Origin of the sequence: Paenibacillus sp. NPDC057934 (assembly GCF_042887565.1) — a bacterium.
GTDB lineage: Bacteria > Bacillota > Bacilli > Paenibacillales > Paenibacillaceae > Paenibacillus_AQ.
This window is the reverse complement of the sequence record NZ_JBHVPB010000003.1, coordinates 209,593-231,681: the sequence shown is the minus strand read 5'-3', so window position 1 is coordinate 231,681 and position 22,089 is coordinate 209,593. Positions and strand designations below refer to the sequence as shown.

24 protein-coding genes are annotated in these 22,089 nt (G+C 49.1%); 10 read left to right on the top strand and 14 right to left on the bottom strand.

Annotation, left to right across the window (positions count from 1 at the left end; genetic code table 11):
• Positions 1 to 116: 116 nt before the first annotated feature.
• Complete coding sequence (gene ilvN / locus ACFVRY_RS08525) at positions 117 to 596, bottom strand: acetolactate synthase small subunit (protein WP_387499713.1); 480 nt, start codon at positions 594 to 596, stop codon at positions 117 to 119.
• 5 nt (positions 597 to 601) lie between these two features.
• Positions 602 to 2,344, bottom strand: coding sequence for a biosynthetic-type acetolactate synthase large subunit (gene ilvB, locus ACFVRY_RS08520; protein WP_387499189.1), 1,743 nt, complete (start codon positions 2,342 to 2,344; stop codon positions 602 to 604).
• 598 nt (positions 2,345 to 2,942) lie between these two features.
• Here ilvB and ACFVRY_RS08515 point away from each other — a divergent pair.
• On the top strand, positions 2,943 to 3,389 hold the full coding sequence (locus ACFVRY_RS08515) for a GNAT family N-acetyltransferase (RefSeq protein ID WP_387499187.1): 447 nt from the start codon (positions 2,943 to 2,945) through the stop codon (positions 3,387 to 3,389).
• 21 nt (positions 3,390 to 3,410) lie between these two features.
• Here the strand turns inward: ACFVRY_RS08515 and ACFVRY_RS08510 are convergent, their stop codons facing one another.
• From ACFVRY_RS08510 to ACFVRY_RS08490, 5 genes are all read right to left on the bottom strand, one after another.
• Positions 3,411 to 3,743 carry a hypothetical protein gene (locus ACFVRY_RS08510; protein ID WP_387499185.1) on the bottom strand — a complete coding sequence of 111 codons (333 nt, stop codon included), beginning with the start codon at positions 3,741 to 3,743 and terminating at the stop codon, positions 3,411 to 3,413.
• 257 nt (positions 3,744 to 4,000) lie between these two features.
• Complete coding sequence (locus ACFVRY_RS08505; protein WP_387499183.1) at positions 4,001 to 4,960, bottom strand: ABC transporter permease; 960 nt, start codon at positions 4,958 to 4,960, stop codon at positions 4,001 to 4,003.
• Complete coding sequence (locus tag ACFVRY_RS08500) at positions 4,961 to 6,034, bottom strand: ABC transporter permease (RefSeq protein WP_387499181.1); 1,074 nt, start codon at positions 6,032 to 6,034, stop codon at positions 4,961 to 4,963.
• Positions 6,027 to 7,565 (bottom strand): ABC transporter ATP-binding protein, encoded by a 1,539-nt coding sequence (locus ACFVRY_RS08495; RefSeq protein WP_387499179.1) that lies wholly within the window; start codon positions 7,563 to 7,565, stop codon positions 6,027 to 6,029. Before ACFVRY_RS08495 ends, ACFVRY_RS08500 begins: the two co-directional genes overlap by 8 nt.
• Positions 7,566 to 7,759: 194 nt before the next feature.
• The gene (locus tag ACFVRY_RS08490) at positions 7,760 to 8,800 is read right to left on the bottom strand and encodes a BMP family lipoprotein (protein WP_387499177.1); all 1,041 of its coding nucleotides are present in this window, start codon (positions 8,798 to 8,800) and stop codon (positions 7,760 to 7,762) included.
• A gap of 307 nt (positions 8,801 to 9,107) precedes the next feature.
• Here ACFVRY_RS08490 and ACFVRY_RS08485 point away from each other — a divergent pair, with 307 nt between their 5' ends.
• Entirely contained in the window at positions 9,108 to 9,653 is a 546-nt protein-coding gene (locus tag ACFVRY_RS08485; protein WP_387499175.1) for an acyl-CoA thioesterase, read from the top strand.
• 148 nt (positions 9,654 to 9,801) lie between these two features.
• On the opposite strand, the gene rplT is transcribed toward ACFVRY_RS08485, so the two are convergent.
• The 4 genes from rplT to ACFVRY_RS08465 all read right to left on the bottom strand — a co-directional run bounded on the left by rplT (position 9,802) and on the right by ACFVRY_RS08465 (position 12,480).
• Positions 9,802 to 10,161, bottom strand: coding sequence for a 50S ribosomal protein L20 (gene rplT, locus ACFVRY_RS08480; RefSeq protein ID WP_066373240.1), 360 nt, complete (start codon positions 10,159 to 10,161; stop codon positions 9,802 to 9,804).
• A 33-nt stretch (positions 10,162 to 10,194) separates the two neighbouring features.
• Positions 10,195 to 10,392 (bottom strand): 50S ribosomal protein L35, encoded by a 198-nt coding sequence (gene rpmI, locus ACFVRY_RS08475; protein ID WP_066373235.1) that lies wholly within the window; start codon positions 10,390 to 10,392, stop codon positions 10,195 to 10,197.
• 58 nt (positions 10,393 to 10,450) lie between these two features.
• On the bottom strand, positions 10,451 to 10,948 hold the full coding sequence (gene infC / locus ACFVRY_RS08470; protein WP_066373234.1) for a translation initiation factor IF-3: 498 nt from the start codon (positions 10,946 to 10,948) through the stop codon (positions 10,451 to 10,453).
• Between the two features lie 293 nt (positions 10,949 to 11,241).
• Positions 11,242 to 12,480 (bottom strand): glycosyltransferase family 2 protein, encoded by a 1,239-nt coding sequence (locus ACFVRY_RS08465; RefSeq protein WP_387499173.1) that lies wholly within the window; start codon positions 12,478 to 12,480, stop codon positions 11,242 to 11,244.
• A gap of 407 nt (positions 12,481 to 12,887) precedes the next feature.
• Here ACFVRY_RS08465 and ACFVRY_RS08460 point away from each other — a divergent pair, with 407 nt between their 5' ends.
• Both ACFVRY_RS08460 and ACFVRY_RS08455 read left to right on the top strand, forming a co-directional pair.
• The gene (locus ACFVRY_RS08460; protein ID WP_387499171.1) at positions 12,888 to 13,415 is read left to right on the top strand and encodes a phosphatase PAP2 family protein; all 528 of its coding nucleotides are present in this window, start codon (positions 12,888 to 12,890) and stop codon (positions 13,413 to 13,415) included.
• Between the two features lie 52 nt (positions 13,416 to 13,467).
• Complete coding sequence (locus ACFVRY_RS08455; RefSeq protein ID WP_387499168.1) at positions 13,468 to 14,583, top strand: MGDG synthase family glycosyltransferase; 1,116 nt, start codon at positions 13,468 to 13,470, stop codon at positions 14,581 to 14,583.
• 86 nt (positions 14,584 to 14,669) lie between these two features.
• Here ACFVRY_RS08455 and trmB read toward each other — a convergent pair whose 3' ends face one another.
• Together trmB and ACFVRY_RS08445 are read right to left on the bottom strand one after the other, a co-directional pair.
• On the bottom strand, positions 14,670 to 15,386 hold the full coding sequence (gene trmB, locus ACFVRY_RS08450; protein WP_387499166.1) for a tRNA (guanosine(46)-N7)-methyltransferase TrmB: 717 nt from the start codon (positions 15,384 to 15,386) through the stop codon (positions 14,670 to 14,672).
• 195 nt (positions 15,387 to 15,581) lie between these two features.
• Positions 15,582 to 15,764, bottom strand: coding sequence for a hypothetical protein (locus ACFVRY_RS08445; RefSeq protein ID WP_387499164.1), 183 nt, complete (start codon positions 15,762 to 15,764; stop codon positions 15,582 to 15,584).
• A 311-nt stretch (positions 15,765 to 16,075) separates the two neighbouring features.
• Here ACFVRY_RS08445 and mnmL point away from each other — a divergent pair, with 311 nt between their 5' ends.
• The 6 genes from mnmL (at position 16,076) to ACFVRY_RS08415 (ending at position 20,296) form a co-directional block, all read left to right on the top strand.
• Positions 16,076 to 17,032 (top strand): tRNA modification radical SAM protein MnmL/YtqA, encoded by a 957-nt coding sequence (gene mnmL / locus ACFVRY_RS08440; RefSeq protein ID WP_387499162.1) that lies wholly within the window; start codon positions 16,076 to 16,078, stop codon positions 17,030 to 17,032.
• Complete coding sequence (mnmM, locus tag ACFVRY_RS08435) at positions 17,032 to 17,628, top strand: tRNA 5-(aminomethyl)-2-thiouridylate-methyltransferase MnmM (RefSeq protein WP_387499160.1); 597 nt, start codon at positions 17,032 to 17,034, stop codon at positions 17,626 to 17,628. Before mnmL ends, mnmM begins: the two co-directional genes overlap by 1 nt.
• Positions 17,629 to 17,635: 7 nt before the next feature.
• Positions 17,636 to 18,028 (top strand): VOC family protein, encoded by a 393-nt coding sequence (locus tag ACFVRY_RS08430; RefSeq protein WP_387499158.1) that lies wholly within the window; start codon positions 17,636 to 17,638, stop codon positions 18,026 to 18,028.
• A 39-nt stretch (positions 18,029 to 18,067) separates the two neighbouring features.
• Positions 18,068 to 19,036: a type I phosphomannose isomerase catalytic subunit gene (locus ACFVRY_RS08425; RefSeq protein WP_387499156.1), complete on the top strand. Its 969-nt coding sequence runs from the start codon at positions 18,068 to 18,070 to the stop codon at positions 19,034 to 19,036.
• 51 nt (positions 19,037 to 19,087) lie between these two features.
• On the top strand, positions 19,088 to 20,041 hold the full coding sequence (locus ACFVRY_RS08420; RefSeq protein ID WP_387499154.1) for an alpha/beta fold hydrolase: 954 nt from the start codon (positions 19,088 to 19,090) through the stop codon (positions 20,039 to 20,041).
• 171 nt (positions 20,042 to 20,212) lie between these two features.
• Positions 20,213 to 20,296: a putative holin-like toxin gene (locus ACFVRY_RS08415; RefSeq protein ID WP_139084961.1), complete on the top strand. Its 84-nt coding sequence runs from the start codon at positions 20,213 to 20,215 to the stop codon at positions 20,294 to 20,296.
• A 248-nt stretch (positions 20,297 to 20,544) separates the two neighbouring features.
• Here the strand turns inward: ACFVRY_RS08415 and ACFVRY_RS08410 are convergent, their stop codons facing one another.
• Positions 20,545 to 22,089 (bottom strand): ABC transporter substrate-binding protein, encoded by a 1,545-nt coding sequence (locus tag ACFVRY_RS08410; protein WP_387499152.1) that lies wholly within the window; start codon positions 22,087 to 22,089, stop codon positions 20,545 to 20,547.

Here is a 22,089-nt window from a genome sequence, read left to right as displayed (position 1 = left end):
CTCAAGCCCCCGCTCTTTAGCGGGCATGTCGTTTTTTCGTAATCTCGTTATACCGTTATATCACATCTCGTTAAAGCAACCAAGCAGTAATTCGCTAAAGCCGTAAAATACAACCTTTAGGCGTTGCCGCGAACCATGGCTGTAACTCCTGTACGCGACAGTTCTTTAATGCCGTAAGGCTTGAGCAACTCAATCATGGCGTCGATTTTCTCGGTGTCTCCAACGACCTGCACCAGTAGACTAGTGCTGCCGATATCAATAACAGCAGCCCGGAAAGTCTCCACAACGCCCATAATTTCCGGACGTTCCGACGGCTCTGCCTTCACCTTAATCAAGGCAAGCTCCCTTGCCACCATTGGTTTGGAGCTGAGATCCACAACCTTGATGACATCAATCAGCTTGTAAAGCTGCTTCTCGATCTGTTCCAAGGTACTGGCATCACCCCAGGTAACGATAACCATCCGGGAGAGTCCTTCTTCTTCAGACTGCCCCACAGTAATGCTCTCAATATTATAACCCCGGCGTCCGAACAAACCAGACACCCGCTGCAGCACACCTGGCTGGTCATTCACAAGCACAGCAATCGTATGTTTCATCACAGTTATTCATCCCCCATCAGCATTTGATCGATGGTTGAGCCTTGGGTAACCATTGGATAGACATTCTCGTCCTTAGGAACAACGAATTCTACCAATACTGGACCCGGTGTTTCCATCGCTTCCTGCCACGCCGCTCTTGCTTCTTCCTTGTTCGTTGCCCGGAGGCCCTTTACACCATATGCTTCAGCCAGCTTGACGAAGTTCGGGCTGCCTGCCAGATCTGTATAGCTGTAACGTTTCTCATAAATGAGGTTCTGCCACTGGCGGACCATGCCGAGTACCTCATTATTGATTACTACAATTTTGACCGGAATATTGTTGATGGCGCAAATCGCGAGTTCCTGAGAACACATCTGCATGCCGCCGTCCCCGTTAATGGATACTACCAGCCGTTCCGGGTGCGCCATTTGCGCGCCGATTGCGGACGGGAATCCGAATCCCATCGTTCCAAGACCGCCGGAGGTGATCCATGAGCGAGGATGATTGAACTTGTAGTACTGTGCCGCCCACATTTGGTGTTGGCCAACGTCAGTCGTAACAATCGCTTCACCTTTAGTAGTGTCGTTGATCAGTTCGATAACCCATTGCGGCTTCAATTCCGTCTCAGAATCGTTGTATCGAAGCGGCTTATCTTGCTTCCACTGAGCGATCTGTGTTCTCCAGACATCGGCCTTATCAGCGCGTCTTACCTCTGGATTCAGCATTTCTAGAACCGTCTTCACATCCCCTACGATCGGAATGTCAGGCGTTACGTTCTTGCCAATCTCTGCCGGGTCAATGTCAATGTGTACAATCTTGGCTTTTGGCGCGAAACCGTCCAGCTTCCCTGTTACACGGTCGTCGAATCGGGCACCGATATTAATGAGCAGATCACACTGCTGAATGGCGTTATTGGCAGTATAAGTGCCGTGCATTCCCGGCATTCCCATCCACAGGTCTTCTCCGCTTGGGAAACAGCCTAGGCCTAGCAATGTCGTCGTGATTGGAATTTCAGTACGTTTGACAAATTCCAACATCTCTTCATGCGCTCCGGAGTAGATAACTCCGCCGCCTGCAATAATAGCCGGGCGCTCAGCTTCCGAGATAGCTTTCACGAGCTTGTCAAGCTGCAGCTTGTTGGGTACAGTTCGCGGATTGTATCCACGAAGGTTGACACCCTGCACCGGAGTAAACAGCGTCTTGGCTGCCGATACATCCTTTGGAATGTCGATAAGGACAGGACCTTTACGACCTGTATTTGCGACATGGAATGCTTCGTGAATCACACGTGGCAGATCCTCAACATCGCGCACCAGATAGCTGTGCTTCGTGATTGGCATTGTAATACCAGTGATGTCTGCCTCTTGGAACGCATCCGTACCAATCAGGCTGGAGAATACGTTGCCCGTAATGACAACCAATGGTACAGAATCCATGAACGCGGTCGCGATGCCTGTTACCAGGTTAGTTGCCCCTGGTCCGGAGGTCGCGATACAGACGCCTGGCTTGCCGCTTGCTCTAGCATAGCCGTCCGCTGCGTGGATGGCGCCTTGCTCATGACGAGTAAGAATATGATTGAAATCTTTAAAGCCGTGCAGTGCATCGTAGATGTACAGTACTGCACCACCCGGATATCCAAATACGGTATCTACACCCTCGAGTACAAGACTGCGGAGTAGAATCTCCGATCCGGTAATGACCTCCGGCTGTTTCCATTTCTCACGTAACTCTTCTGTCGATCGCAGTTTTGGTATTTGCGCGCTCATCAGTCTTCCTCCTTCGATGTTTAACGTTCAGTATTCAAAATGACGGACCGTCAATTTAACAACAACTTTAGTTAGGGGCAGCCTTCCTTAACAACAAAAAAACCTTTCGCCTCCCACACGCAAATTAAGCGTGTGAGGGACGAAAGGTTGATCTTCCGTGGTACCACCCATGTTTGCATTCATCTCGCGATGATATGCCTTATCAGGTATACAAAAATCCATCGATGTAGGCAGGGCCCAATCTTTGTAACCTGAAGTCCCTAACGCGGACTAAACGATTCCCCCTAATAATTCCATCACTCTTACCGATGGACCTTTCAGGGAAACAGCTCCGAGGTGAGCTCGTATATAAGGGATTTCGGTGGAGGTTGCAGCAAATCCTCACACTCTCTGAGCAAAAGAGCCCTTAAAACTTCGTCCTCATCATTGCCGATACATGTATGCTCGTTAAAATGTTTAGACACATTATATGATTCCTCACAAGGATTAGTCAATACCCATATTTTTAAAAAAGTTTTCTCTTCCTCCCGCCCTTACGGAACGCTTCCCCCTCCTGCTGTCATATGATGTACGACAATGCGTGGAAAGGGGGCGCCATATGATCCGCTACCGCAGACCGAAACAGGACGATGCCGTTATCCTCGACCTGATCGAGAAACAGCTCGTCCCATTATCCCATCTGCCGAAAAAAGTGATTTCCCAAGTACGAAAAGATTTGCCCCGCCGGATGGGGCACGGTGTGACGCTTGTTGCCTGCACCGATTACGAAAGTGATCCGCTGGGATTTGTCCACTTTATGCTGCACGGGGATCTGCTATATATCGACATGCTGGCCATCGCACCCGCTGCTCGGCGCAAACGCTGGGGGAATCTGCTCATGGATCGGGCAGAGCGATTTGCACTATCACGCGGGTGCCAGCGGGCCAAGTTATCGGTCGATTCCGGCAATACAGCCGGCCTTACCTTCTATCGTAAGCTGGGCTACACGGCAACCCGTTATCATAAACAGAGCTACATCTACGAGATGGAGAAACATTTATCGTAAAACCCATGATACTATCTCACCTTAGTAAAATCCATAAGGATAAGGTGCTCCACCTTGCCCATATCCAGGACCGTAACCCCCGTAACCGCCGTAACCGTAGCCGCCGCCACCATAAGGTGCCCCGCCGTACCCTCCATAGGCGTATGGAGCCGTTCCTACAGCCAGTAGGTCAAACAGTACCAGCGGAATTAGCGCCTTTGTTTGTACTTTTTTTCCACTAGAGCGCTGCAAGATCAAACGATTTCCGGAGATGCGGACCAATTTGCCTGATACCTTCGTTCCATCTTTTTTGACCGCTACGATATGTTTACCAACCAGCTTCATGACTTGCTTTTTGGTGACCGCCTGTGCCATAATACCCCTCCTCAAAAGTTGTACGAAACCTATCCGTGCGTCGAATGGTTCTCGCATTCAAAGTGACTCTGCTCTCATCAGCCTTATACTTGCATCTTCAAAACAGTGTATTCACTGGATAAGTTGCCTGCCTGTTCATCCGCCTGTTCTGCTGATTTTACTTTGAGGAAAGTCTTAAATGGGAACAAAAAAGCCGCATCCCCGGCAATACCGGAAATGCGGCTTTAACTGTATTATTCTAACTCTGCTACTCAAATCTAACGTTTACTTGGGTCGTACGCTTGCCCCAGCGCCTTAGGAGCTGACGAACGCCCTACAGTACTTACAAGTACGATAATCGTCAGCACATAAGGAATCATATAGATAAATTCCTGAGGAATGTTCTTGGACCATTCAAATAATTGTACGTAGTTGCGGATCGCTTGCGAGAAGCCGAAGAATACGGCCGCACCAAAAGCACCCAGCGGGTTCCACTTTCCGAAGATCATCGCTGCAATAGCGATAAAGCCTTGACCCGAAATTGTATTATGGGCAAAGGTCCCCGTTGTGGTCAATGTAATCGTGGCGCCGCCGATACCAGCGAGCAGACCACTCATCATTACGCCAATATACCGCATTTTATTTACATTGACACCCAGCGTATCCGCAGCACTCGGATGTTCACCCACAGCTCGCAAGCGAAGACCGAACGGCGTCTTGAAGAGCACCAGATAAACAACGATCACGAGCACAATGGCGAGGTAAGTCGTCGGATAGGAATTGAAAATCCCTTCTCCGATAATCGGAATTTTGGACAGACCCGGAATAGCAAACTTGCTGAAGCCATCGAGTAATGGAGTCTCACCCGAGCCATCAAACAACAGCTTAACCATGTAAAGCGTACTGCCTGCCGCCAGGAAGTTGATCACCGTACCACTAATCGTCTGGTCTGCTTTAAACGTAATTGAGGCAACGGCATGAATTAAGGAACCGATAACCCCCACTGCCATTGCTGACAGCACCCCTACCCAAGGCGCTAATTCACCCATCCCAGCTTCTTGGGCATAATATCCCCCTACAGCTGCTGCGAAAGCACCGAACATCATCAAACCTTCAAGTCCAATGTTAACTACACCGGAGCGTTCCGAGAAGATGCCGCCGAGGGAGGCGAAAATGAGCGCTGTGGAAAATACCAGCGTCGTATTGAGCAATTGGCCTAATAGCGTCAGCACATCCATCTATAACACCTTCTCTTTCTTGCGCTTGAAGTAAAATGGTTTGAGTACCCAGCGCACAATCCCTTGTGCGGCAATGAAGAAAATAATCGAACCGATAACGATACGGATCAGCTCAGGTGGCACGTCTGCGCCAAAACTCATACCTGCAGCACCGTAAGTTAGCGTACCATACAATATTGCTGCCAAAATGACACCAAACGGATGGGTCAAACCAAGCAGCGCTACCGCGATACCGTCGAAGCCATAGCCCGGCGAACCCGCGAATACGGATTGATAATGGAATACACCAAGGACTTCACCTGCTCCGGCTAAGCCCGCGAACACCCCACTAATAAACATTGCTTTAATTACATTCCGGCCAACATTCATCCCAGCATACTCTGCAGCATGTGGATTGAGACCCACCGCACGCATTTCGTATCCTTGTTTTGTTTTCCACAGATAAACATAGAAGAAGACGGCCGCTGCTAACGCAATGGCTGTTCCCCAGTGGAGACGGGCATTGTCGAAGAAAGAATTAAGGAAGGTCATAGAGAGCGAAGCTGGAATATCTTCTGAACGGTTCTGACCCGGGATTAGCAAGAATGTTCTAACGATATAATTCGCAAAGAACAATGCGATCCAGTTCAACATAATGGTCGTAATAACTTCGTTAATCCCACGTTTGGCCTTTAGATAACCGGCAAACCCGGCCCATATACCACCACAAAGACCAGCAGCAATCACCGCCAGTGGAACAAGCAGGAACGATGGCAGAGCAGCCAGCTTAATGCCGACTACCGATGCAGCTGTCATCCCAATCAGAACTTGTCCATCCGCACCAATATTGAACATCCCTGAACGGAAGGCAAAAGCTACTGCAAGTCCAGTCAGCATAAGCGGTGTCATCTCGCGGATAGCTTCCCCGATGTCATACGTACTGCCGAATACGCGTTTAAACAGCGCAGAGTATGCTGCAATCGGATCATACCCGCCAGCTAGCATGACAATAGCGCCAACTAGAAACCCAAGAACAATCGCGACAAGAGGAATAATGTAGCTGTCTGTCGCAAAGATTTTTCTAAGCTTATTCAACCGTCTTCCCTCCCCGCTTCAAGCTACCCGCCATCATCAGACCCAGTTCCTGGTCATTTGTATCCTGCGGGTACACTTCGCCGACAATCTGTCCTTCATAAATAACGGCGATTCTGTCGGATACGTTCATAATTTCGTCCAGCTCAAAGGAAATGAGCAGAACAGCTTTGCCTTGATCACGCTGAGCGATAAGCTGCTTTTGCACAAATTCAATCGCACCCACATCCAGGCCGCGCGTTGGTTGAGCCGCGATGAGCAATGTCGGATTTTTATCTATTTCCCGCGCAATAATCGCTTTTTGCTGATTCCCCCCGGACAAGGAACGAGCCTTGGTCTCCAAAGAAGGCGTCCGCACGTCAAATTGCTGGATAAGCTCTCCCGCATGCTTGTTAATAATGTCGTAATTTAAGAACCCATTTTGGTTATATGGCTTCTGATAGTAGGTCTCCAATACCATGTTTTCACTCATTGAGAAATCAAGGACAAGGCCATGTTTGTGACGGTCTTCCGGTATATGGGAGACATTCTTCTCGGTAACTTTACGCGGAGAGAGGTTCGCAATCTCTTGGCCTTCCATAGTTATGGAACCGGAATCAATCTTGCGTAGACCGGTAATCGCCTGAATCAATTCACTCTGCCCATTGCCGTCGACACCAGCAATCCCTAGAATCTCCCCCGCTTTAACTTCAAAGGAAAGTCCATTCAATATAGACACGCCATCCTTGTTCTTGCTGTTGACATTACCCAGCTTCAATACGGCTTTACCGATTTCCGGAGGCTTCTTGTCCACTTTAAAGGTTACCCCACGTCCTACCATTTTCTCGGCCAGATCATTGGGATTAGTCTCAGAAGTCTTGACGGTATCAATAACTTTTCCACGACGAATAATGGTAACCCGATCGGAAATCTGCATGATTTCCTTAAGCTTGTGAGTAATCAGAATAATGGATTTACCCTCAGCAACGAGTCGTTTCATGATAGCCATTAATTCTGTAATCTCCTGCGGCGTAAGCACAGCAGTTGGCTCATCAAATATGAGAATATCCGCTCCACGGTACAGGGTCTTCATGATTTCAACCCGTTGCTGCATGCCTACAGAAATATCATGAATTTTGGCATTTGGATTGACTTGAAGTCCATACTGCTCAGACAGCTTCCGAACCTGCTCCGCAGCGGATTTATAGTCGATTTTAAGACCTTTTTTCGGCTCCATGCCAAGAACAATGTTCTCAGTTACCGTAAAAGGATCTACTAGCTTGAAATGTTGGTGAACCATACCGATGCCAAGCTCAATGGCTTTATTCGGACTATCGATCATCACCGGTTTCCCGTCAATCTCAATACTGCCTTCATCTGGTTGATACAGCCCAAATACGATGTTCATCAAAGTGGACTTTCCTGCCCCGTTCTCACCGAGCAATGCGTGGATTTCCCCTTTTTTAAGCGTCAGGCTGATGGAATCGTTGGCGACAATACCAGGAAAACGTTTTGTGATTTGCTTCAACTCTACGACTGGAGCCGCAGCACTCATGGAATCACCCTCATCACAGAATATAATACAGCGGAGTAAGAAACTCTCTTAGAAATCGTTTTACCGCCCTATAGAGGACGGCATCACTGGTTACCTATTTACAAATTAGCGCTTTAACCAAAGAACAAGGCCAGCTGTATAACCGGCCTTGCTCCCTTGTACTATTGTGTAATACACGAAAAAGTGAGGCAATATTACTCAGCAGGAACTGTGATCTTTCCGTCGATGATTTGTTGCTTGTACTCATCTACTTTAGCCAGAATTTCCGGAGTTACGTTAGCCTTCGAAGTTTCAGGAAGACCTACGCCATCGTCTTTCAACCCAAGAACAGTATGCGTGCCGCCTTTGAAGGTACCGTCAACCACTTGACCAGATACTTTCTTAACAGCTTGGTCTACACGTTTGATCATAGAAGTCAGGGTTACATCATCGCCAAATTCCAGGGATTGGTCTTTGTCTACACCGATAACCCATACTTTACTACCGCCTGATTTGTTACGGGATTTAGCTTCGTTGAACACACCAGTTCCTGTTGCGCCTGCAGCAGGGAAGATAATGTCCGCGCCGGAATCATACAATGTAGCTGCCAGGGACTTACCAGTATCAGGCTTGTCAAAAGCACCTGCATACGTGATTTTCACATCAGCGCTTGGGTTTACTTCAAGAACGCCAGCTTTGAAACCAGCTGCAAAACGTTTGATAACCGGGCTTTCCATACCGCCAACAAAAGCTACTTTGTTAGTTTTAGTTGTCAGACCTGCAACAACACCCACCAAGAAGGAACCTTCGTTCTCAGCAAAAGTAACGGACTCAACGTTAGGAGCATCTACAACGCTGTCGATGATTGCCAGGTTGGCGTTAGGGTTTTCGTCAGCTACTGCTTTAATAGCATCGCCAAGGTCAAAACCGATACCCCAAGTCAGGTTGTATCCACCCTTAACGAATTGGTTCAAGTTTGGCTGATAGTCTGCATTGGATTTACTTTGCAGGTATTTAACCTCTACGCCTTGTTCCTTCTGAAGGCCTTGCAGCGCTTCCCATGCGGATTGGTTAAAGGATTTGTCGTTAACTCCGCCTACGTCAGTAACCATACCGACTTTAACATCGGATTTAGGAGCGGCTTCTCCACCGTTTGCACCTGAGTTAGTGTTGGTGTTTTTGTCTTTCCCGCAGCCTGCCAAGACTACTGTGAACGCAAGCAGCATAACGAGAGACAGCTTGAAAACCTTTTTCATTGATAGTGATCCCCCTTAATAAATTGGTCGCCCTCTGTGTTTCTGATTGGACATCCATTAGCTCAAATTATACCCGCAAAAAATGCTAAAATCCAGTCTATTAATGACCGAAGGTCAATAATAATTTGTCTTTTCGACTCAAGAAAGCGCTATCCCTGTCATATTATGTAATAAAAGCATACAAAACACGTTAGATAGGTCGAAACCTCTACAGCTGCTTTCACTTTCTTCGTTTTAATATTATTGCACAGAATCGCAATTTCTATTATCATGAGTGCTTACAAAGCCGGAAAGGAAGTTTCAGAAAATGAATGAAAACAAAGAAATTCCAGCGGCGGCTCCCGCCTTCAAATACTGCCGGGAATCCCGTGTATTCAAAACCGGACGAGTCTTCCCAAATGATGTAAATAATCACAAAACATTATTCGGCGGCAAGCTGATGAGCGGAATTGATGAAGTAGCTTCCATCTCAGCTATGCGGCATTGCCGGATCAACGTCGTCACCGCTTCCACCGATTCCGTGGATTTCCTGCGCCCGATCGAGCCCACCGATTCCGTATGCTTCGAATCCTTCGTCTCCTGGACCGGACGCACCAGTATCGAAGTATTCGTAAAAATCATCGCTGAGAATCTCTACACCGGTGAACGTGCTGTTGCAGCGACCTCTTTCCTGACGTTTGTAGCCATCGGCGAGGATGGTCAGCCAGCTGCAGTACCAGCAGTCATTCCTGAGACCGATGAAGAGAAGCTGATCAGCGAATCGGCCGAAGAACGTGCCGAACTGCGAAAAGTCAGACGAGGCATTAGCAAAAAACTTGCTCTCCAGCTTAACACGACCAAATACTGGGAGTAGGCGTTTCACGCCATAAAAAAACCCCTAGGCAAGATTGATGTCAAGGCTCAGCCTTAACCGGAAATCTCGGAAGGGCACTCTTATCCCACAAAAAAGCACCGCCTGCGGGTTACCCGTATAGCGGTGCTTTTCGGTTATATTACAACACTTACGCGTTGATTTTCTCTTTAGCTACAACTGCAAGTGAGTTGAAAGCGTTAAGATCATTAACAGCCAGGTCAGCCAACATCTTACGGTTTACTTCTACGCCAGCCAGTTTCAAGCCGTGTACAAGTTTGCTGTAAGACAGACCGTTCAAACGTGCTGCTGCATTGATACGAACGATCCACAGTCTGCGGAAGTTACGTTTAGTTTGACGACGGTCGCGGTATGCGTAAACCATCGATTTCATTACTTGTTCTTTAGCTGTTTTGAAAATGCGGTGTTTGGAACCGAAATAACCTTTTGCCAACTTCAATACTTTTTTATGTTTACGACGAACGACGAATCCGCCTTTAACTCTTGCCATATTAATAAACCTCCCAAAAATGTGTAGTAAATATTACAAGTTACCCAATTGTTGTTTCAAACGTCTTACATCCCCAGGGGCCATAACAGGGTTCGTACCCAATACGCGCTTCGCACGTTTGGATTTGTGGGACAGCAAGTGATTTCTGTGTGCTTTGTAACGTGTTACTTTACCAGTTCCGGTAATTTTGAAGCGGCCTTTAAGGCTGCTGTGTGTTTTCATTTTAGGCATTGTGTTTCCTCCTTGAATATTATGTGGCGCCACATTGCATTGCAAAATGGCTCCGGGGTTATTGAGGCTTAGGAGCCAAAATCATGATCATGCTGCGACCTTCCAGCTTGGGCTGGCGTTCAACAACAGAGATCTCAGCAACTTCATTCTTAACGCGCTCCAAGATCTTCTGACCGATGTTGGCATGTGTAATCTCACGTCCGCGGAAACGTACGGAGCATTTCACCTTATCGCCTTCACCCAAGAACTTGATCACATTGCGGAACTTGGTTTGATAATCATGTTCCTCAATATTGGCACGGAACCAGACTTCCTTAAGATCAACGATCTTCTGGTTCTTACGCGCTTCTTTTTCTTTCTTCTGCGTCTCATAACGGAACTTGCCGTAATCCATGATGCGGCATACCGGCGGTTTCGCCTGAGGTGCTACATTGACTAAATCCAGATTAAGATCGATCGCCATTTGCAGTGCCTCGCGGATCGGTTTGATTCCGATTTGCTCACCTTCCGCACCTACCAACCGAACCTCTTTGGCCCGAATTTCATCATTGATCATATGTTCCTTACTGATAACTCTCCACCTCCGGATCTTGTTAACGATAAACTTCAGCACAACTTCATAAAAAAGGGATGCCGGTTAACCCCCGACACCCCTGTTTGATCAACGTTCATGAACATTAACATTCATAAAGCATTGAGATCAAAACCAGCTAGCATCATGCCAGTCAGGTGAGAAGCCGGTGCTTCTTCTTGCAATCTCTATGTTTTGCATACTTGAATACTATACACTGTTATCCATATCAATGTCAACAGCTTTTCAAAAATCCACGTAAAAACATCAGTAAGCTGTTATCCTTGCTTGCTTTGCACTTCCTCAAGCCTTACGACACGCGTATGCTTGGTGTGACTCCATTGCTTGTTGTTCTGCGTGAAGAACGCATAGAACGTAATCGGATACCAGGAAATCAGGTAGATCGGGAACAGAATCAAATACGCATATACTTTCTTGAACTTGACCTTCTCTAAGATCATCGCCAAGAAGAACGTAAGCAGATTCCCGCCTATGGCCACAAAGCCCAGCCATAATGGAAGATGCCCATAAATATTAGCGATGTTCGGTCCGTCAAAAAAGGCATTGTCGATCCACATGACAGCTGTCATCAGGAAAGTAAGCAGCACAATGTATACATTTGCCCCATACAGGGCGAGGTCAAACTTCGTCAAGCTGCGTTCCTTGATACTCTGCCACAGCAGCGGGAAGAAATAACGACGGGCTACCGTGAAGTGTCCTTGCATCCAGCGCAGACGTTGTCTCGAGGATGCCTTGAAGGTCAATGGCTTCTCATCGAAGACCTTGGCGTCATAGTTAAACTTCGGATACACGCCCTTCGAAGCGCTGCGCATAGTGAATTCCAAATCCTCGACCAGACTCGTTGCTCCCCAACCCATCTCTTTCAGCAACTTCGTCTCAAAGCACATGCCGGTTCCGCCAAGGAAATTCGCCATGCCTAGGTTATGACGGGAGAGCTGCCATAGACGGTTGATATACCAGTAGGATACCCCGTATGCGGCCGTAATCCATGAATCTTCCGGGTTCTTCGTATCGATGTAACCCTGAATTACTCGTGCCCCGGAGCAGAGGTCATTGTTCATTTCCATCAAGAACTCCGTGTGTGCCAGGTTATCGGCATCGAACATCACAACGGCGTCGTATTGACGCTGCATGCCCCACAGTTCTTTGAGCATCCATTCAATCGCATAACCCTTACCTCTCAGATTGGCATTGGTACGGACACAGGCATTCATGCCGTGCTCGCGTACAATCCGGGCCGTCCCGTCTGTACAGTTGTCACAAATAACGAATACATCGTACAGCTCCGGCGGATAATTAAGCTGTTTCAAGTTTTCCATCAGTGCGCCGACGACTTCTTCCTCATTGTGCGCCGCAACAAGCACCGCAAACGATTTTTGCGGCTTGAACTGCTCTTTTCTTTTTTTCTTGTGCAGTCCGAACAGCGAGAACGCAAACTGGTAAATCGCAATCGCCGCCAAGATCACTTGGAGCGTAACAAACAGTGCGTCTGTCATGATCTTTTTAATGCCCCCTTTTTTTACACTCTTGGTGTTCTTTTTCTCTCTGGTTTGTAAAACGTTCTTTCTGACCCTTTTGTTGCATCCCTTACAAAATAGACTACAAGCATTCACTTATTGTTGGCAGGGTTCCGGTTTTTTATATGTTCCGCGCTAAAGGATTGTTCGGATTCCCTGATGCAGAGACCCTTTTTTCTCTGTTACCTTTTAAACACGTTCGGCCTGCTTGAATCATTGTAAGGCGTAAGGGTATCCCAAGTCAAAACTGGCAATTTTCGCGCAAAGCTGAGCTTTTTCTTGAATGGGCTCTCTTAAAAAAGTATGATTAAGACGGCTTCACTTTTTAAGAATGGATTGCCGCATCAATGCTAAACCGATAGCCGGACTAGCGGAGGGACAACGATATGAGACATTTATTCATGAAACTGCATCTCTGGGAGCGGCGCCTTTTTCAATGGATTAACGGCCGGATGCATAACCGGTTTTTGAACTTCTGGCTTTACCATCTCACGCATCTGGGTGGAGCGACCATCGCTATTGGCACCAATCTGCTGATCTGGGCCTTCTTTCCCCAGCCATGGAGAACAACGGCACTTCAGGCTCTGGCCTCGCTGGCTGTCAGTCATGTGCCTGTGGCGATCGCCAAGAAGCTGTATCCGCGCAGACGTCCTTATCTGGCGCTTCCGGGTACACGGACGTTCCGCAACCCGCTTAAGGATCATTCTTTTCCATCAGGCCATACTACTGCTATCTTTGCTTGGCTCGTTCCTTATATGGCAGCTTTTCCGGCGCTCACCTCTGTGTTGCTCCCAATGGGATGCATTGTCGGATTCTCACGGATGTACCTCGGCCTGCATTATCCGTCCGATGTGCTTGCAGGTGCTGTGATTGGTACCGGAGTTGCCGCTGGCACAATTGCCTTATGGTCCTGAGCAGAGTAGGCTAGACTATTAGAATCCCTTTTGAGAACAGGTGAATTATACATTGCGCAAAAAAAGAGTGCTGTTACTGTCGGAAGGCTTTGGTGCAGGTCATACGCAGGCAGCCTACGCGCTGTCTAGCAGCCTGCGCAAGCTGTCGCCCAATGTTCAAACGAAGGTGCTTGAATTGGGGAACTTTCTAAATCCTAAAATGGCGCCTATTATCGTATCTGCTTATCGAAAGACGGTGACCACTCAGCCGCGGCTGATGGGGTATGTCTACCGTCATCAGAAATCATTTAACCGCCTTACCACGCTTGCCCTGCATCGCATTTTTTATACCCATACCAAAAATATTATCAAGCAGTTACAACCGGACATTATCGTATGCACCCACTTTATTCCCAGTGCGGTGATCTCGCGTATGAAGCGGCTGGACCCTGATTTTAAAGTTCCGCTCTGCACAGTCATCACCGATTACGATGCGCATGCCAGCTGGATCAGTCCGCATGTGGACCGTTATTTCGTGTCTACGCCGGAAGTTAAGTCCAAGCTACTTCGCCGGGGAGTCACCTCTGCCAGTATACAGGTTACGGGAATGCCGGTGCACCCCAATTTCTGGGAACATCCTGGCAGACAGGAGATTCTGGTGCAGTTTGGTCTTCGTGATCAGCCAACGGTAATGGTGATGGGAGGCGGCTGGGGAATGATGAATGACGAGACCGTCAATCATTTCCTGGCAGGATATCGAGAGAAGATTCAAATTGTATTCTGCCTTGGTCAGAACGAGAAGCTTCTGGAGGAAATGCGCGCAAACCCGGTATACAACCACCCTAATATCCACCTTATCGGGTTCACCCGTGAGGTCGACAAGCTGATGGAGGTATCTGATCTGCTCGTTACTAAGCCGGGAGGTATGACCTGTAGCGAAGGTCTGGCCAAAGGCATTCCGATGCTCTTTCATCATCCCCTGCCCGGGCAGGAGGAAGAAAACTGTCGTTATTTCACGGCGGCTGGATTCGGAGAGCCCATCGAGTCCCTCGATGTTGTCGTCAAATGGATGGAGCGCTTGCTGAACAACTATGAGGATCTTCAGAATAAGCGGAGTCATCATTTAGAGCGAATCGCCCGCTATCATCCCTTGCAAAGCGCCCAGAGCATTCTCGATATGCTAGAGTAAAACTAACAGGCGACCCCCAGGATCACAAATAAAAGCCGGCAAGTCCCCGTGAACACGGAGGCTTGCCGGCTTTTATTCTAATGCGATTAAAGTCTGTATTTGTCCATCCGGATAGCCTGATAACGTTCCAGCGCTTCTGAACCTACAATGGCTTCGCAGCGGTGAATATTGACTCCCCGTCCGTAGAACTTCGTCTCATATTCAGTCATCACATGTTCTTCATTGATCACGCCGTCCGTATGCAAATCCAGAGATATATTCTTCATTTGCAGACCGAAATCGGCAAAAGCATTGAGCGAGAACTCGAACAGGCTTCTGGAATCTGTCTTCAAATGAATCTCGCCCAGAGGGCTCAGCAGACCGCGATATTTGTCGAGAAAACGCGGATGTGTTAAACGACGACGGGCATGCTTGCTCTTCGGCCAAGGATCGCTGAAGTTCAAATAGATGCGTTCCAGCTCTCCTGGAGCAAACACTTCCTCCGCATAGTTGATATTGGCAAGCGCGAGCTTCAAGTTAGGCGGGGTCTCATGACCCTGCGGCTCCCATACAGCTCTCGCTTTTTCTCCGGCACGGCGGATCAATTCATCGTACATGTCCACACCGATAAAGTTGATATCAGGGTATTTGGAGCTCATTTGGCTGATAAACTGCCCTTTGCCCATTCCGAACTCGACATGAATCGGATGGTCATTCCCGAACAAGGCAGACCACTGCCCTTTATGGCTACGGGGGTCGAGAACAACCAGATCAGCCTGGCCCTCGAGACTTTCGCGTATTCCTTTTCTTCCACGTAAACGCATGCGTATTCCTCCGCTTATCGATTGCTATAACTGTCACTTGCAATATTGTGCCGAACTTGTCTCCAAAAGTAAAGGTATAACGGCAAAAAAAAGGAATCCTCTATACCAGCCCAAGGAAGGCTGCTGCGAGAATCCCTTACTGATTTGTATTGAAATTGGGTCATGCTGCACTGCACCACCAGTGGTGTGCTCAGCTTACCTTGTTCCGGAATTGAAATCGAGTGTCTTCTCGAAAGCGTTGCGAATCTTGCGCTGCGCTTCTGTCTTAATCTTGTGGTTACCGTTAAATTCTACACCTGTCAGAGCAAGGGCCTCATCAGGGGTTAACGAAACGTCAATCGAACCTTTGCCATCGGCATATGCCGCTTGAGAATTCATCGATATCACCTCACGGTTATTAGTATGGACCGGACGACACGAAAGTATGAATTCAAGAAAGGAAAATCCATTGATATTGCTGACTTTTTACATTTCAAATATAACATAAGGTGTAAGTATTAACAAGCCAATTTTTCTGCTTTCAGGCCTAAATTTTAGCGGCCTTTGAAGTCCATAATGTTACGCTTCGCGATGATTTTTGGTACAATGGTTTGGACTCATGGCGCATGATAAAATTACTTGCGTCTTCTTTATAAGCCGATATACTAACCGTATAGCAGAGAATGAACCGAATTTTAAAGGAGCAACCCATGTTCAACCTATTAGAGCCCTCCTCTGTCCCTCTGTGGGGAGATAAACGTTTTCATACCTGGAACTACGAAATGCGCGAGCAGATGAATACAAAAGTGTTCAAAGTCATGCTCGATGCCGGTTTCACTTGCCCGAACCGGGACGGGTCCATTGCCAAGGGCGGCTGCACCTTCTGCAGCGCGCGAGGCTCCGGTGATTTCGCCGGTAGCCGCCGGGACGATCTCATCACCCAGTTCAACAAAGTACGGGACCGCCAGCATCTCAAATGGCCGAATGCCAAATACATCGGCTACTTCCAGGCGTACACTAATACTTACGCTCCGGTAGAAGAGCTGAGAGAATATTTTGAAGTTATTCTTCAGCAGCCAGGGGTTATCGGGCTGTCTATCGCTACCCGGCCGGACTGCCTGCCAGATGATGTGGTCGAGTATCTGGCAGAGCTGAACAAACGTACTTACCTTTGGGTAGAAATGGGTCTTCAGACGATCCATGACTCCACCTCAGAGCTGATTAACCGCGCCCATGATACAGCCTGTTATTTAGAAGCTGTCAAAAAGCTGCGCAAACACGACATCCGAATCTGTACACACATCATTCACGGACTACCACAGGAAACTCATGAAATGATGCTGGAAACGGTCTCGGCCGTAGCCAAAATGGATGTACAGGGCATCAAGATTCACCTGCTTCACCTCATGCGTAAGACGCCGATGGTGAAGCAGTATGAAGCCGGCTTGCTTCGCTTTATGGAGCAAGACGAATATATCAAGCTGATTGTCGACTCCCTGGAGATTCTGCCGCCAGAGATGGTTGTGCACCGTCTGACTGGCGATGCCCCGCGCGATCTGCTCATTGGACCAATGTGGAGCCTCAAGAAATGGGAAGTGCTCAACGGTATCGATAGTGAGCTAATTGCCCGGAACTCCTGGCAAGGCAAGTACTGGAGGCAGCGCTAATGGGCTTCTATTCTGTGCTCAGCTTCGCCCAGAAGCTGACCGCCGAGCGGCTAACCGCAGGTGGCCGCGCCATCGATGCCACCGTTGGAACAGGGGCAGATACCCTGTTCCTCGCCAAGCTTTGCGGGCCGCGAGGCGAAGTCCGCGGCTTCGATATCCAGGCGGAGGCGCTCGCGCTGGCTGAAGAGCGCCTCCGCGCGGCGGGCGAGGCGCTACCGGGGACACTGGCCCCGGTAACGCTGCTGCAGCGCAGCCACGCCGCTATGCTTGAAGCGGTTCCGGGTGACTGGCCCGGAACCGTGTCGGCGGTGATGTTCAATCTCGGCTATCTCCCTGCGGGAGATGCCGATAAGACCATCATCACCAAGCCCGACAGCTCCCTTGCGGCTCTGGAAGCCGCGCTGGAGCTGCTGCGCCCCGGCGGGATCATCACAGCCGTGCTATATCCCGGGCATGACGGCGGCGATCTGGAAGCTGCCGCCGTGGAATCTTGGGCCGCCGCCGTCCCGTCTCGCATCGCCCAAAGCATTGTATACCGCCAGATTCAGCGGGCGTCCGCCCCTTACTGCCTGGCGCTGGAAAAGAAAAGGAGCTGAAGACCGCATGGCCGTACACAAAATTGAGCATGTTGGGATCAAGGTCTCTTCTCTTGAGACCTCGATTGATTTCTACCGGGACGTCATTGGCCTGACGCTGGCCGAAACGGTCGGTGAGCCGGGAGACCGTCTACGGCTAGCCTTCCTGTCTTTTCCGGGACAAGCCTCTGTCGAAGTGGAGCTGATTGAGTCTCTATGGGAGGGCCTGCCTGATGAAGGCCGGGTCAGTCACATCGCCTTTACAGTCTCCGATATCGAGGCAGAGTACCAGCGAATAGAATGCCTTGGTCTTGAGGGCCTGACCGCCATCCGCCAATTGGAAGGTGGCAGCCGGTTTTTCTTTTTTGACGGACCGGATCATGAAAAAATCGAGTTTTTTGCATCCACCCGCAAGGTCTAACAGCAGCTAAACTTTACTATCAGAGAGGAAGATGTAATCATGACTCAACCTTATCCATTGAAATTTCAACCAGAATTCAAAGAACGCGTTTGGGGCGGACGTGCCCTGGAGAAATTCGGACTGAACCTGCCAGAAGGCCACATCGGCGAAGGCTGGATGATTGCTGACCATCCCAACGGAACTTCTTCCGTGGTTAACGGAGACCTTGCCGGACAAGGGCTGGATCAAATTCGCGAGCAATTCGGACGGGAATGGTTCGGCAGCAAAGGCATTTCAGAAGCCGGCGGCAGATTTCCGCTCCTGATCAAACTTCTGGACTGCAACGACAATCTCTCCGTACAAGTACATCCTACCGATGATTACGAAGGATTGCCGAAGGGCGAACTGGGCAAAACAGAAATGTGGTACGTTCTTGACGCCAAACCGGATGCGAAAATCATCTACGGGTTGAAAGATGGTGTTGACCGCGAAACCTTGCGTCAAGCGCTGGAGAACGGTACAGTCATGGACACGCTGCAAGAAGTCTCTGTATCGGCAGGCGATACATTCTACATCCCGGCCGGAACAGTGCATGCCCTGTGTGCGGGTGTTGTTGTCGCCGAGATTCAGCAAAACTCGGATACCACATACCGTATCTACGATTACGACCGTCCGGGTCTGGACGGCAAGCCGCGTGAGCTTCATGTTGAGGACTCCCTTAACGTAACAGCCTACGAAGGCGCGGGAGCCACTTCCATGAAGACGGACAGTGCAGTCCCTGGAGAATGGCTGCAACTTGCTGCCTCCCCTTATTTCATTGTAGAAAAAGGGATTGTACAAGGCGAATGGAATCTCGCCACGACTCCAGACAGCTTCACGATCCTTGTGATCTGTGAAGGTAGCGGCCATCTGACTTGGGAAGGCGGATCACAACCTTACGCTGCAGGCGAATGCTACCTGTTGCCAGCCAATCTGGGGGCTTACGGAATCGAAGGCCAATCCACAGTGCTTCGCTCCTATTTGCCATAAGACTTTCTATTCTAGTGTCTTCGCCCGCAATCTTGTTCAGGAGGAAGGGCTATGTTGGAAAATAGTTTTACAATGACTGATCCCATCGGGGTCGATATACATGTCTATGAATGGCTGCCGGAGCCCGGTGCTACGGTCAGGGGCATCGTGCAAATCTCGCATGGGATGTCCGAGACAGCAGCCCGCTATGCTCGCTTCGCGAAGGCGCTGACGTCAGCCGGATATGCCGTATACGCCAATGATCACCGCGGCCATGGGAAAACTGCGGGCCAAGTGAATCTGCTTGGCGATACCGGGAAGGATGGCTTCTACTGGATGCGGCGTAATCTGCTACAGGTTGCTGAGATTGCATCCTCCAGGCAGGGCGATCTGCCGATCTTTCTGTTTGCGCATAGCATGGGCTCCTTTCTGGCCCAAAAGCTGATGTGCGAAGAGGGCTGTTCCACCTATGCCGGGTTTATTCTCAGCGGTACCAATGGACCGCGCAGCATGCTTAGCATCGGAGAGTCTCTGGCCAACCTCCAGTACCGCCTCCAAGGAGAACTGCATCGCAGCGTGTTGTTGAACGGCCTTGTCTTCGGCAGCTACAACCGTGAGTTCTTGCCGACAAGAACCCCATTTGACTGGCTAAGCAGCGATACGGATGAGGTTGACCGATTTGTATCCAACCCTTTTTGCGGCGCGATCTGTACCACCCGCTTTTTCCGCGACTTCTTCCGGTTGCTGCGCGATATTCATTCCGAGACGTCGCTCGCCTCCTTATGCACAGACAAACCCGTTTATCTGTTCTCTGGGGAAATGGACCCAGTCGGCATGAAGGGCAAGGGTGTACTTAAGCTGGCAGAGTTGTATAGGAACAAAGGAATTCAGGATGTGGCCTGCCGATTATACCCCGGAGGCCGGCACGAAATGCTAAATGAGGTCAACCGCGATCAGGTTACAGCAGATGTACTGGATTGGCTAGTTCATCACCTTCCCACCGGGAAGTCATTACTACAATCCTAGCTTAAATAAAGACAGGTTATTCCAAATTACGGAATAGCCTGTCTTTTTGTTCTTCGCTATAAATCTACTAATGCTCGATTTTTTGACTTTATAAATATGATATGATTTTACTGTACAAACACTGCTTTCATTAGCCACGGTCTATCTCCTTACTAAAGGAGGTGACATGAAATGGAGGTCAAGGATGCCCTAACGTTAATGTTTGCTTTTGGCATGTTTATACTCGCATTGCTCGCCTATCTAAAAAAGAAATAGACCGCCCCGGCAAGGAAACGGTCTATTCCAGTCACAAGCGATGACGACCGCCTGCTATGAAGCAGTGGTTGTACGCCGGGAACCGTGTTTGCCGCACGGCTCCTTTTTCATTCCTATTATAGCATAGTCCATATTATTACATAATCAGTAGCCAGATCCTCAGACTAGATTTGACTGGACCAGCCAAACTATACGCAGAAACGGCCGCCACCAGGCCGCCATTTCTGCATTCACTCTATTTTCTAGACTTACTGGTTGGCGGCTTTCCACTCGTCGTATTGCTTTTGCGCTTCGGCAAGTACTTTATCGAGGCCTGCTGCTTTCATCTTCTCGATCGCTTTAGGTAAATGCTCATCCGGGTCAACCGCCCCCGTCATGATCGGCGGGTAGAACTCCTTCACGATGGCAGAAATAGAGGCCACTTCCGTCTTCACCGGGTCGGGGTTGAAGTTGAAGCCAAAGCTTGGAGCGACCTTCGCGGAATTATTGAATTCCTTGAACGCTTCCCACTTATCAGCTGGATCATCCTGGTGCATGTACGTCAGGAACAGGTTGCCCAGCGCAAAGCCTGGCATCTGGAATCCATCCTTCATCGCTGGCAGATCCTCGATAACGTTATCAGAAATCTTTTTATAATGTGTACCTTCAATCCCATAGTTGATCAGGTTGCGCAGATACGTATCGGTATTGAGCAGGTTCAGGAACATCATGGCACGCTCAGGATTCTTGGAGTTGGCCGAAATGGCATGCATAGATCCTGTTGCCGAGCCGGTGAAAATAACCGGTTCCTGCATCGGTGTGGTCACGATCTCGTAGCCCGCGCTTCTAGACCACCCCAGCTCTGCATACGGCTGGGTCTGCTCGCGGTCAACGAACCATTTGCCGGTCTTGATGTTGTCGATCCCTTCCAGGGTGGCAACATCCTTGCGCAGATAACCGTCCTGATAATATTTGCGGATGGTCTTCAGAGAACTCTTCAGCTCATCGGATTCAAGCACATTGACGTATTTGCCAGTGTCGCCGTCCATGTTAATACCGACCGGGAATTCGTCACCAAGCAGGAAGTCGAACGGCAGATAAGGCTTGAAGCCTTTTGGAACGGCCAGCGGCGTAATGTCGGAAGGTTCACCGTCCTTGATCTGTTTCAGGTAAGGCTCCAGATCCTCAAGCGTGCGGATCTCACTAATGTCAATGCCGTACTTGTCGACATACTGCTTGTTGAAGCGCCATACCCATTGCGAAGCCAGTTCTTTATTAACCGGCACGGCATAGTTTTTGCCACCGACCTGAGAACCTATCAGGAAGCGCGGGTCTAGCTCCTCCTTAATGCCTTGGCCGTATTTTTCCAGCAGATCATTGATTGGCAAGAACGCTCCTCTAGAGGCATTAGGTAGATAATCATAGGCCCAGGAGGAGGTGAAAGCGATATCATAACTCTCGCCGGAAGCCGTGATAACCGGCAACCGCTTGGAGTAATCACCCCAGTCAATCATCGTAATGTCGACGGTGGCATTTATTTTCTCGGTCAAGTATTTGTTCATTTCAGTCTGTACTATTGGCAGGTCGCGCTGTGGTCCACCGATTAGATAGACCTTGAGCTTCACCGGGTCCAGCTTCTCTCCGGTCTCACCGCCGGTGTTACTGCTGTTATCAGTCTTATTGCCACTCTCTGCTCCAGATGACGTATTTCCACCGGCATTATCTTTCGTATTGCTGCCCCCGCAGCCCGCGAGCACTGTAGCAAAAGCAAATAATAAGGCAACCATTAGCAGAACAAATTTTCTTGTCTTCAT

Coding starts and splice junctions, on each gene's coding strand:
- ilvN (WP_387499713.1), bottom strand. CDS start 596: ATGAAACATACGATTGCTGTGCTTGTGAATGACCAGCCAGGTGTGCTG.
- ilvB (WP_387499189.1), bottom strand. CDS start 2,344: ATGAGCGCGCAAATACCAAAACTGCGATCGACAGAAGAGTTACGTGAG.
- ACFVRY_RS08515 (WP_387499187.1), top strand. CDS start 2,943: ATGATCCGCTACCGCAGACCGAAACAGGACGATGCCGTTATCCTCGAC.
- ACFVRY_RS08510 (WP_387499185.1), bottom strand. CDS start 3,743: ATGGCACAGGCGGTCACCAAAAAGCAAGTCATGAAGCTGGTTGGTAAA.
- ACFVRY_RS08505 (WP_387499183.1), bottom strand. CDS start 4,960: ATGGATGTGCTGACGCTATTAGGCCAATTGCTCAATACGACGCTGGTA.
- ACFVRY_RS08495 (WP_387499179.1), bottom strand. CDS start 7,565: ATGAGTGCTGCGGCTCCAGTCGTAGAGTTGAAGCAAATCACAAAACGT.
- ACFVRY_RS08490 (WP_387499177.1), bottom strand. CDS start 8,800: ATGAAAAAGGTTTTCAAGCTGTCTCTCGTTATGCTGCTTGCGTTCACA.
- ACFVRY_RS08485 (WP_387499175.1), top strand. CDS start 9,108: ATGAATGAAAACAAAGAAATTCCAGCGGCGGCTCCCGCCTTCAAATAC.
- rplT (WP_066373240.1), bottom strand. CDS start 10,161: ATGGCAAGAGTTAAAGGCGGATTCGTCGTTCGTCGTAAACATAAAAAA.
- rpmI (WP_066373235.1), bottom strand. CDS start 10,392: ATGCCTAAAATGAAAACACACAGCAGCCTTAAAGGCCGCTTCAAAATT.
- infC (WP_066373234.1), bottom strand. CDS start 10,948: ATGATCAATGATGAAATTCGGGCCAAAGAGGTTCGGTTGGTAGGTGCG.
- ACFVRY_RS08465 (WP_387499173.1), bottom strand. CDS start 12,480: ATGACAGACGCACTGTTTGTTACGCTCCAAGTGATCTTGGCGGCGATT.
- ACFVRY_RS08460 (WP_387499171.1), top strand. CDS start 12,888: ATGAGACATTTATTCATGAAACTGCATCTCTGGGAGCGGCGCCTTTTT.
- trmB (WP_387499166.1), bottom strand. CDS start 15,386: ATGCGTTTACGTGGAAGAAAAGGAATACGCGAAAGTCTCGAGGGCCAG.
- ACFVRY_RS08445 (WP_387499164.1), bottom strand. CDS start 15,764: ATGAATTCTCAAGCGGCATATGCCGATGGCAAAGGTTCGATTGACGTT.
- mnmL (WP_387499162.1), top strand. CDS start 16,076: ATGTTCAACCTATTAGAGCCCTCCTCTGTCCCTCTGTGGGGAGATAAA.
- mnmM (WP_387499160.1), top strand. CDS start 17,032: ATGGGCTTCTATTCTGTGCTCAGCTTCGCCCAGAAGCTGACCGCCGAG.
- ACFVRY_RS08430 (WP_387499158.1), top strand. CDS start 17,636: ATGGCCGTACACAAAATTGAGCATGTTGGGATCAAGGTCTCTTCTCTT.
- ACFVRY_RS08425 (WP_387499156.1), top strand. CDS start 18,068: ATGACTCAACCTTATCCATTGAAATTTCAACCAGAATTCAAAGAACGC.
- ACFVRY_RS08420 (WP_387499154.1), top strand. CDS start 19,088: ATGTTGGAAAATAGTTTTACAATGACTGATCCCATCGGGGTCGATATA.
- ACFVRY_RS08415 (WP_139084961.1), top strand. CDS start 20,213: ATGGAGGTCAAGGATGCCCTAACGTTAATGTTTGCTTTTGGCATGTTT.
- ACFVRY_RS08410 (WP_387499152.1), bottom strand. CDS start 22,089: ATGAAGACAAGAAAATTTGTTCTGCTAATGGTTGCCTTATTATTTGCT.